At 62.8% G+C, this 11,129-nt stretch carries 5 protein-coding genes; 2 read left to right on the top strand and 3 right to left on the bottom strand.

Annotated features, from left to right (window positions below):
- Positions 1 to 7,434: amino acid adenylation domain-containing protein (locus ACJ8MK_RS21880; protein ID WP_442518056.1), on the top strand; the 7,434-nt coding region annotated here is incomplete at its 5' end.
- 48 nt (positions 7,435 to 7,482) lie between these two features.
- Here ACJ8MK_RS21880 and ACJ8MK_RS21875 read toward each other — a convergent pair.
- The 3 genes from ACJ8MK_RS21875 to lpxO form a co-directional block, all read right to left on the bottom strand.
- Entirely contained in the window at positions 7,483 to 8,181 is a 699-nt protein-coding gene (locus tag ACJ8MK_RS21875; RefSeq protein WP_195904822.1) for a CTP synthase C-terminal region-related (seleno)protein, read from the bottom strand.
- 115 nt (positions 8,182 to 8,296) lie between these two features.
- On the bottom strand, positions 8,297 to 9,217 hold the full coding sequence (lpxP, locus tag ACJ8MK_RS21870; RefSeq protein WP_033648968.1) for a kdo(2)-lipid IV(A) palmitoleoyltransferase: 921 nt from the start codon (positions 9,215 to 9,217) through the stop codon (positions 8,297 to 8,299).
- Positions 9,218 to 9,514: 297 nt separating this feature from the next.
- A complete protein-coding gene (lpxO, locus tag ACJ8MK_RS21865) occupies positions 9,515 to 10,420 on the bottom strand; it encodes a lipid A hydroxylase LpxO (RefSeq protein ID WP_047570378.1) in 906 nt (301 codons plus the stop codon).
- Between the two features lie 257 nt (positions 10,421 to 10,677).
- On the opposite strand from lpxO, the gene ACJ8MK_RS21860 reads away from it, so the two are divergent.
- Positions 10,678 to 11,019: a hypothetical protein gene (locus ACJ8MK_RS21860; protein WP_004936850.1), complete on the top strand. Its 342-nt coding sequence runs from the start codon at positions 10,678 to 10,680 to the stop codon at positions 11,017 to 11,019.
- The last annotated feature ends 110 nt before the right edge of the window (positions 11,020 to 11,129 follow it).

The raw sequence follows: 11,129 nt of genomic DNA, 5'->3' as shown, positions 1-11,129 counted from the left end.
GCGCCGCAGGGTGAACACGAAACGCTGCTGGCGGCGATCTGGCGCGAGCTGCTGAACGTGGAGCGGGTCGGGCGCCACGATAACTTCTTCGAACTGGGAGGGCACTCGCTGCTGGCGGTACGTCTGACCAACCGTCTGCAGCAGATGGAATGGCAGCTGCCGTTGCAGGTCCTGTTCGCCAACCCGACGCTGCTGGCATTGGCGCAGCAACTGCGGAGAACCGATGAGGCGCTGCCGCCGATCGAGGCTATGCCACGTGGCGCCGCGTTGCCGCTGTCGTTTGCTCAGCAGCGTTTGTGGTTCCTGACGCAGTTGGAAGGCCTGAGTGAAACTTACCATATTCCCCTGGCGCTGAGCCTGCGCGGCGAGCTGGATCTGCCCGCCTGGCGGCAGAGCCTGGATGCGCTCTATGCCCGCCACGAAGCGTTGCGCAGCCGGTTTGTCACCGTCGAGGGGCAGCCGCAGGCGCACATTCTGCCGGCAGACGCGCTGCCGTTGACGGTGCACGATCTGCGTGGGCGGCAGGATGCTCAGAGCCAGGCGCGGCAACTGGCGCAGCGCCTGACGGAGGCGCCTTTTGATTTGACGCAGGGGCCGCTGGTGCGCGCCGCGCTGATCCGCCTGGCGGATGAGGAGCACCTGTTCCTGCTCACCTGTCATCACATCATTTCCGACGGTTGGTCGACCGGCATTCTGCTGCGTGAACTGGGGGCGTTGTACGGCGCTTTGCGTCGCGGCGATGCCGATCCGCTGCCGCCGCTGACGCTGCAATACGCGGATTACGCCGCCTGGCAGCGTCGCTATCTGACGCCGGAGCGGCTGGCGGCGCAGGCGCAATACTGGCGCGAAACGCTGAGCGATGCGCCGGCGCTGCTGACGCTGCCGACCGACCGGCCGCGTCCGACGGTGCAGTCTTTCAGCGGCGGGGAGGTGCCGATCGCGATAGACGCCGAGCTGACGCAGGCGCTGCGGCAGTTCAGCCGGCAGCATGGCGGCACGCTGTTCATGACGGTGCTGGCGGCCTGGAGCCTGGTGCTGGCGCGCATGGCCGGGCAGCAGGAGCTGGTGATCGGCACGCCGGAGGCCAACCGTGGCCGGCTGGAAACCGAATCGTTGGTCGGCTTCTTCGTCAGCACGCTGGCGCTGCGCATCGATCTTCGCGACGATCCGGATCTGCCGACGCTGATCGCGCGGATCCGCCACACGGTGCTGGCGGCACGGGAAAATCGCGATCTGCCGTTCGAGCAGGTGGTGGAGCTGGTCAATCCGCCGCGCCACCTGGGTTATACCCCGCTGTTCCAGGTGATGTTGGCCTGGCAGGACGGCTCGGTGCGCGATATCTCGCTGCCTGGGCTGCAGGCCGAGAGTGCCGAGTTGGGCTATCAGATCGCCAAGTATGATTTCACGCTCGATCTGGCGGAGCGCGACGAGCAAATCAGCGGTACGCTGAACTTCGCCACGGTGCTGTTCGACCGCGCTACCGCCGAACGTTACGGCGTTTACCTGGTGCAGGTGCTGCGGGCGATGGCGACAAATGCTACGCAGCCTGCGTCGCATCTCGATCTGCTGCCGGCTGCCGAGCGCGAACTGTTGTTGTACGGCTGGAACCGAACCGCGGAAGTTTATCCGGCGCAGAGCAGTGCCCACGTCCTGTTTGAACAGTGGGCGCAGCGCACGCCGGACGCCGTTGCGGTGGTGAACGATCGGGACAGCCTGAGCTACGCCCAATTGAACGCCCACGCCAACCAACTGGCGCACCAATTCATCGCACAGGGCGTGCGCCCGGGCGATCGCGTGGCCACGTCGCTTGAACGCAGCGTTTCTCTGGTCATCGCCCAGCTGGCGATCCTCAAGGCCGGGGGCGCTTATGTGCCGCTCGATCCGCACCTGCCCGTAGCGCGGCAGGCGTGGATCATCGGCGACAGCGGGGCGTCGTTGATCCTGTGCGATCGCGATATCGACCGCGAGATAGCCGGCGAGATCGTCTGCCTGCGTATCGATCGGCTGCGGCAGAATCCGACCCACGATCCGGCGGTGCCTCGCGCCGGCGGCGCGCCGGCCTACATCATGTATACCTCGGGCTCGACCGGTACGCCTAAAGGCGTCATGGTGACGCACCAAGGCATCCTCCGGCTGGCGATCAACAATCGTTTTGCGTCGTTTGAACGCGGCGATCGCTTCGCTTTCGCCGCCAATCCGGCGTTTGACGCCAGCACGCTGGAAATGTGGGGAGCCCTGTTGAATGGCGCCAGTCTGGCGATCATTGCGCCGGAAGTGTTGACGGAAGCCGAGGCGTTGGCGGCGGCGCTGGCGCGGCAAGGGATTAACGTCTTGTTCCTGACCACCTCGTTGTTTAACCAATATGCCCATAGCATCGCCGCGACGCTGGCGCAGTTGAAATATCTGCTGAGCGGCGGTGAAGCGGCGGATCCGCACGCCTTTGCCCGCATGCTGAAAGAGGCTGGGCCGGTACGGCTGATCAACGCTTATGGGCCGACCGAGTGTACGGTGTTCGCCACGACGGCCACGATCGAGCGAGTGGATCCATGGCAGCGTTTGCCTATCGGGCGGCCGATCGGCAATACCCGGATTTATCTGCTGGATGAGCACGGGCAACCGGTGCCGCTCGGCGCGACCGGCGAGATCTACATCGCCGGCCCCGGGGTGGCGCTGGGTTATCTCAACCGCGCAGAGTTAACGGCAGAGCGATTCCTGGCGGATCCGTTTAACCCAGGCGAGCGGATGTATCGCACCGGCGATCTGGCGCGCTATCTGCCGGACGGCAATATCGACTACCTGGGACGCAACGATCGGCAGGTGAAAATTCGCGGCTTCCGCATCGAATGCGGTGAGATCGAGGCGCGAGTGGCCGGTCATCCGGCGGTGCGCGAAGCGGTGGTGGATGTCCTCGGCGAAGCGGACAATAAGCGACTGGTAGCCTGGGTGGTGCCGGAGGCTGACGCGGATCGCCAGACGTTGGCGGTGACGCTGCGACAGTATCTGGCGGGGATGTTGCCGGAGTTTATGCTGCCGGCGGCCTGGGTGGCGCTGGATACGCTACCGCTGACGCCGAACGGCAAACTGGATCGGCGCGCGCTGCCTGAGCCGCAGGAGGACGCCTACGTGCGTGAGGTTTACGCCGAACCTGAAGGCGAACTGGAAACGCTGCTGGCGGGGATCTGGCGCGAGTTGCTGGGCATTGAGCGGGTCGGGCGCCACGATAACTTCTTCGAATTGGGCGGCCACTCGCTGCTGGCGGTGAAGTTGATGGCGCAGCTGCGCCGTGTCGGGCTGAGCGCCGGAGTGCAAACGCTGTTCACCGCGCCGACGCTGTCAACGCTGGCGCAGACGTTGGTCACGCAGCAGGAAGTGAGCGTGCCGGCCAACGGTATCCTGCCGGGCTGCGTAGCCATTACGCCGGAGATGTTGCCGCTGGCGACGCTGAGCCAGCCGGAGATCGACGCGGTGGTGGCGCAGGTGCCGGGCGGCGTGGCCAACGTACAGGATATCTACGCCTTGTCGCCGCTGCAGGAGGGGATTTTGTTCCACCATCTGCTGGCGGAACGGGGCGACCCGTACCAGCTGTCCGCGGTGCTGCGTTTCGACAGCCGTGCGCGCCTGGACGCCTGGCTGGCGGCGATGCAGCAGGTGATCGATCGTCATGACATTCTGCGTACCGCGTTCATCACGCAGGGCGTGTCATCACCGGTGCAGGTGGTGTGGCGCAAGGCCCAGTTGTCGCTGCGAGAACTGCGGCTCAATCCGGCGGAGGGCGAGATCGGTTCGCGGCTGACGGCGTTGTTTGATCCGCGCCGCGTGCGGCCTGATCTGACGCGCGCACCGTTGCTGAGCTTTGTCGCCGCACAGGGGGAAGAAGGCAGTTGGTGCGTGCTCCAGCAATGGCATCACCTGATCGGCGACCACTCGACCCTGGCGGTGATGCAGGAGGAGATCAACCTGATCCTGGCCGGGCGCGGGGACGAACTGGCCAAGGCGCCGCCGTTCCGCAACGCGGTGGCGCAGGCAAGGCTCGGCGTCAGCAAGGCAGAACATGAACGGTTCTTCCGCACTATGCTGGCGGATATCGATGAACCGTCGCTGCCGTTCGGCCTGAGCGACGTGCATGGCGAAGGGCGGGATATCTCGACGGCGCACCTGGCTTTACCGCCTGCGCTCAACCAACAGCTGCGGCGGCAGGCGCGGCGGCTGGGCGTCAGCCTGGCCAGCCTGTGCCACCTGGCCTGGGCGCAGGTGTTGGCGCGCGCTACCGGCCGCGATGAGGTGGTATTCGGCACCGTATTGTTGGGCCGCATGCAGGCCGGAGACGGGGCGGAACGGGCGCTCGGATTGTTTATCAATACGTTGCCGCTGCGGCTGGATGTCAACGAGGTCGGCGCGGAATCGGCGGTGTTGCAGGCGCACATCCGGCTGAGCGGGCTGCTGGCCCATGAGCATGCGCCGCTGGCGTTGGCGCAGCGCTGCAGCGGCGTCGCCGCGGGCACGCCGCTGTTCAGTGCCCTGCTGAACTACCGGCATAACAGTGGCGAGGACACCGCATTGCCGACCGGCGTAACGCTGCTCGATAGCCAGGAACGCACCAACTATCCGTTCGTGCTGTCGGTCGAGGACGGCGGTGATTCGCTGGGCCTGACGGCGCAGGTCAGGCAGCCGATTGAAGCGCAGCGCGTGTGTGGCTATATGGCGCAGGCGTTGAGCGCATTGGCGCAGGCATTGGAGCAGGCGCCTCAGACACCGGTCTGTGAACTGGAGGTGATGCCGGATGAAGAGTATGCGCTGCAGCTGTGCCGCTGGAATCATACGGCGGAAGCTTACCCGGCGGATACCTGCGTGCACGAACTGTTTGAACAGCAGGCGCGGCTGACGCCGCAGGCCATCGCTTTGATCCAGGATGCGCAACGGCTCAGCTACGCACAGTTGAATGCGCGCGCCAACCGGTTGGCGCATCGGCTGATTGAGCGCGGCGTACAACCGGGCGACCGGGTCGCGGTGCGGCTGGCGCGCAGCATCGAACTGGTCTGCGCCCAATTGGCGGTAATCAAGGCCGGGGCGGCGTATGTGCCCATCGATCCGCAACTGCCGGCCGCGCGTCAGGCGTGGATCGCCGATGACAGCGGCGCCTGCCTGATGCTGACGGACGCCATCGGCGACGAGGAGATCCCGCAGCTGACGGTCGAGGATCGCGAAGCTGAAGATCATAACGGTAACCCGGCGTTGCGCGTGTCGAGCGGCGCGACGGCTTACATCATGTATACCTCCGGCTCGACCGGTACGCCGAAAGGCGTCATGACGCCGCACCAGGGGATCACGCGTCTGGTGCGCAACAACCGCTACGCCGCTTTTGACGCCGACGACCGCATTGCCTTTGCCGCCAATCCGGCATTTGATGCCAGCACGATGGAGGTTTGGGCCGCCCTGTTGAATGGCGGTGCGCTGGTGGTGATCGCGCCGGAGGTGATGATGGAGGCCGAGCGTCTGGCGGCCGAACTGCAACGCCATCGCATCACCACGCTGTTCTTGACCACTGCGCTGTTCAATCAGTATGTGCACAGCATCAGCGGCGCACTGGCGCAGTTGAAATATCTGATTAGTGGAGGGGAGAAAGAGGATCCGGGCGCTTATGCGCGGTTGTTGCAAGAGCGGGGGCCGGTGCACCTGATCCATGCCTATGGGCCGACGGAGACCACCACCTTTGCGACAACGGCACGTATCGAGCGGGCTGAAGGGGAGGCGCGCTTGCCGATTGGGAAACCGATCGGCAATACCCGCGCTTACTTGCTGGACGCCCGCGGGCGCCCGGTGCCGATGGGGGCGGTGGGGGAATTGCACATCGGCGGCGTGGGGGTGGCGTTGGGCTACCTGAACCGACCGGAACTGACGGCACAGCGCTTCCTGAGCGATCCGTTCAATCCGGTCGGCGGCGGCCGCATGTATCGCACCGGCGATCTGGCGCGTTATTTACCGGACGGCAGTCTTGAATACCAGGGGCGATGCGATCAGCAGATCAAGCTGCGCGGGTTCCGCATCGAACCGGGCGAGATTGAGGTGCAGCTGGCGGCGAGCCCGTGGGTGCGGGAAGCGGTGGTGCAGGTTTGTTCGACGGAACATCATCCGCGCCTGGTCGCCTGGATCGTACCGACGGCCGACGTTGACCGCAGCGCGTTGCAGGGACAGCTACGGGTCTATCTGAGTGAACGTTTGCCGGAGTACATGGTGCCGTCGGCTTATGTTTGGCTGGATGCGCTGCCGTTGACCGCCAACGGCAAGCTGGATCGGCGCGCCTTGCCGGAGCCGGAGCGCGCGGCAGTCGGCATTCGGGAGTATGCGGCGCCTCAGGGGGAGACCGAAACGACGCTGGCGCGGGTATGGTGTGAGCTGCTCGAGATTGGCCAGATAGGGCGCCACGACAATTTCTTCGAGCTCGGTGGCCATTCGCTGCTGGCGGTACGTCTTTCCAGCCAGCTGCGTCAGCAAGGCATCACCTTGCCGGTACAGGCGATCTTCAACCATCCGATATTGACCGAGCTGGCCGAGCGGATAGATCGTCGCACCGCAGAGGCTCCGCTGCGCAAAGCGGTGCCGGCTCGCAGCAGCGGCAGCCGGCCGCCGCTGTTCTTCGTTCCGACCGGCTTTGGCGACCACTCCTACGTGTTTGAATTGGCCAAGGAGATCGACGAGACCTTCCCGGTCTACGCCGTGCCGTGGCCGGCGGTGGAGGAGAAGCCGGCTACCATGTCCGATATGGCCGCCAGCGCCGTGGCGTTGATTCGCGAGGTGCAGCCGCAGGGGCCATACCATCTGGCGGGGTACTCTTCCGGCGGGGTGTTGGCCTATGCCATCGCCGAGCAGCTGCAATCGGCCGGGGAAGCGGTCGCCTTCCTGGGGTTGATCGACACGTTGCGGCCGGTGGAGGCGATGCACAGCCCGGTCCAACTGTTGCTGAACTGGGTGGAGTCAACGCAGGAAAGGCCGGATCCGCAGTTCTGTCAGCAGTTGGCCGAGCTGCCGTTGCCGGAGGCGATCGCGGCCGTGCAACGCGCCGGGATCAAGACTCAGCGTGAGGAAGTAGCCGACGAGGCGGCGCTCTGGCAGCAGCGGCACCACTACGCCAAACTGGTGGAAGCGACCCTGGTGCAGCCCGCATCGCTGAAAATCCATCTGTTCAAGGCGAAGCAGGAGCAGGTTTCCGTCAATTCGCAGAACGCACAGTTCCAGGCGTATTGGCAGAGGATCAAGCAGGCGGGATATTGCCGCGAAGACGCTTCCGCGTTGGGATGGGATAAGCTGCTGCCGCCGGCGACCGTCCGCGTCAGCCAGGTCAACGGCGACCATGTGTCGATGATGGAGCATCCGGTTCATCGGCGTGAGCTGGGGCAACACTTCAATCTGGCGTTGCGCGAGCTCGGACAGGCGTAAGCCGGCGGGATGTATCCGATGAGAAAGCCCTCGCAAGAGGGCTTTTTTTTACCCGTTGGCGGCGGTTTTGACGAGTTCCACCACCAGCGGTGAAAGCTCGCCGCGCAGCGCGGCGCGTTCAGACTGGAACAGCGTGGCGACGTAAAAACGCCGGCCCGGCAGTTCGATGGCGCGCACGTCGCCTTCGGTGTCGTGGCCGCAGACGATCAGCGGGAAGCGCTCAAGATCGGCGACGAACTCCGGATTTACGCCGAAGTTGCAGTGGTAGCCTTCATGGGTGTTCAGGCTGCCGTAGGCCTGCGCGACGCGGGTGTCAGGCTGAAAAACGATGTCGCCGGTTTTTTCCACCAGCGAACAGCTCAGCGGGGCGATCACCAATCGGCCGCCGCTGTCGGTTTCCGCATGGCCGGCGTCGTGCCAGCCCATCACGTTGCGGGCGTACTCGACGATGGCGTATTGAAAACCGCCGCAGGAGCCGAGGAACGGCACGTCGTTTTCCCGCGCATGGCGGATCGCCATAAAGGCGCCGTCGTCGTAACGATACGGGCTACCCGGCACCACCCAGATGGCGTCGAAATTTTGCAGCACGTCGGGGGAGGTCAGGGTTTCTGTCGGTAGCCATTGGGGCTGCACGTCGATGTCGAGATGGGCGGCGGTGAGCTGGAGCGCCACGGGGATAGCCTGATGGGCCACGGCTTGCGGGTTGTAATCACCGACCAGAGCAATGCGAACTTGAGCTTTCATCATTTCCTTTCCTGTGCGGGTAAAAAAGGAGATTACAGGAAAGTAGAGTGTCGAGCCGCCGCTTTTTAAACGTGGCGCACAAAAAAGCCCGGCGTTGGCCGGGCTGGAAAAAAGAGGGTCAGTACAGCGAGGGCGCGCCGGCCGGTCGGGTTTTGAAGCGGCGGTGCAGCCACATGTATTGCTCCGGCGCCCGCATGATCTCTTTCTCGATCACTTTGTTCATGTAAGCCGCCGCCGCCTGTTCGTCGCTGAGCGGGTAGTCTTCCAGGGCCGGTTGAATCAGCAGGTCGTAGCCGCGGCCGCCTTCGCGGCGGATCAGCACCACCGGCACCAATGCCGGGTTGGCCATGCGTGCCAGCATGAAGGTGCCGCTGGTGGTGGCGGCCTGATCGACGGCGAACAGCGGCGCGAATACGCTGCCGCGCGGGCCGTAGTCCTGATCCGGCGCGAACCATACCGCCTCGCCGCGCTTGAGCGCGTGCACCATGCCGCGCAGATCCTTGCGATCGATCATCGCTTTGTTGGAGCGCATGCGGCCCTTGGTCTGCGCCCACTCCATCGCCTTGTTGTTGTGCGGGCGGTACATCGCCATCATCGGCTGGCACAGGCCCATCGCCCGGCCGCCCAGCTCCAGCGACATAAAGTGCACGCCGATCACCAGCACGCCGCGATCGTCGCGCTGCGCCATTTTGAGGTGGTTGATGCCGGAGACGTTGAACCAGCGCTTGACGCGTTTATCCGACCAGAACCAGGCCATGCCGGTTTCCAGCAGGCCCATGCCGAGCGATTCGAAGTTGCCCACCACTTTACGTTCGCGCTGCGCTTCGTCCATCTCGGGGAAGCACAGTTCGAGGTTGCGGCGGGTAATGGTGACGCGACGCTTAAGAAAACGCATCGAGGTGCGCCCCATCCACACCCCCAGCCGATTGAGCAACGGGTAAGGGAGCTGTACCAGCAGGAACAGCAGGGCCAGGCCGAACCAGGTCAGCCAGTAGCGCGGGTGCAGCAAGGAAAGTTGAAATCTCTTTTGGCGTTTCATAGCAGCTCGTTTATGCGTTAGGGGGTAGCAACCTGTAACGCATAAAGGATCCACTCGATAGCGATACGACTACTCAGACACCCAAGTACGGCCAGGGTTTAGTCGGAATTCCATAATTGACTAAACATTTACATTCGAAGGGCGGTTTGCGCTGCTATCAGGCTTCGGAGGGATAGCTGTTGGCCAGCGGAGGCGGCTCTAGGAACGTGTATGTTAACACAGGGTACGGGGTACAGAGAAAGAGGGGCATGCGAATATTCTCATTCGCGTTGCCCCTGAGTTGAAGATTGGCTCGTTTTATAGGCTGGGAATGATAATCGCGGCGAAAATCGCAGCGATCACCAGCCATTTCAGCAGGTAGTAACCGCGGCGGTTGCGCGCCTTCAGGCGTTGGCCGGCATCGCGCACCGCGTTGACGTATTTGAAGATGCGGTTGATGCCGCCGGTGCGGTCCTGATCGTCGTTTGGCGAGCTGGCCGCCGACATCAGCGTGGCGCCGACCCAGTGGTTGACCGCCTGCGCCCAGCGCCATTTCATCGGCCGCTCGACGTCGCAAAACAGAATGATGCGCGTCTGATCGGTGGCGTTCTGCGCCCAGTGCACGTAGGTTTCGTCGAAGATCACCGCCTCGCCGTCGCGCCAACTGTGCTGCTCGCCGTCCACCTCGATGAAGCAGCGATCGTCGTTGGGCGTCATCAACCCCAGGTGATAGCGCACCGAGCCGGCGTAAGGATCGCGGTGTTTACCCAAATGGCTGCCGGGCGGCAGCTCGGCGAACATCGCCGCCTTGACCGACGGGATGCGGTTGAGCAGCTCGACGGTTTTTGGGCACAGCGCCTGCGCCGAAGGGTGGCTGTCGCTGTACCACTTCAGATAGAAACGTTTCCAGCCGCGTTTGAAGAAGGTGTTGAACCCCGCATCGTTGTGCGACTGCGCCTTTTTGATGTGATGCTGCAAGCGCACCGCTTCCTCGCGGATCACCTGCCAGTTGTCGGTCAGCGTCTGCAGCTCCGGGAAACCTTTTTCGTCGAAATAGGGCTGCCTGGCGGGCAAACGGGAAAAACCGGTCATAAACATATTGATCGGCCCCATAAAGGTGGAGTGATCGAACAGTTGGCGGGTAAGCTTTTGTTTCTCCTTGCCGCGGGAGTGTGCGTAAAGGAAGCTGACGATAAAAACGCCTATGATGATGACGGCAACCATAGAATCCATCCCTGTCATTACTGATTATTACGAGGTAAAAAACGTAAAAATTATAGTTTTGTGACAGATAAAATTTAACTTTTTCGTGCCATTTCGCCATTGTTGAACGTAGATGGCATGAAAAGTTAATAAAGATGTGAGTGTTGATATTTTATGTTGGTATTTTTGATTTTCGTACTATTCTTAGGTTTCTTTAACGGGATTGTGTGCCATCTTATTTCATGACGAATGGCACGTATCTGAGAAAAGAGGGACTTATGAAGAAATCAATCATTGCCTTGTCTGCACTGCTGCTCGCTTCCCCGGTGTTCGCCGCTGAGACCGCGACCGACACCGCCGCTCACGCCAGCAACGAGGTCGTTGCCGAAGCGCACAAAGGAGCGGATACCGCCAAAGAAAAGCTGCACCAGTCTCAGGACAAGGGTGAAGAGCTGAAGCTGAAAGCCAAGCACGCCGCCGAAGGCAAGAGCGACAGCGTCGGCAGCAAAGTGAGCGAAGGCTCGCAAAAGGCCTGGCACTCCACCAAGCAAGGTTCAGAGAAGGCTTGGGATAAGACCAAGCAAGGGGCGGAAAGCCTCAAGAACAAAGTGACCGAATAAGGTCTCCGCTTTGCCACAAGGGCCGCGCTGCGGCCTTTTTTATTGCCCGCAAACCGGGGGCGCCCCAAAAGAAAAAGGCGCTTATCAAATGAGATAAAGCGCCTTTTCAA

The organism is Serratia sp. CY38905 (assembly GCF_052168875.1).
Classification (GTDB): Bacteria; Pseudomonadota; Gammaproteobacteria; order Enterobacterales; family Enterobacteriaceae; genus Serratia; species Serratia sarumanii.
This window is presented reverse-complemented; position numbering and strand designations above follow the sequence as displayed.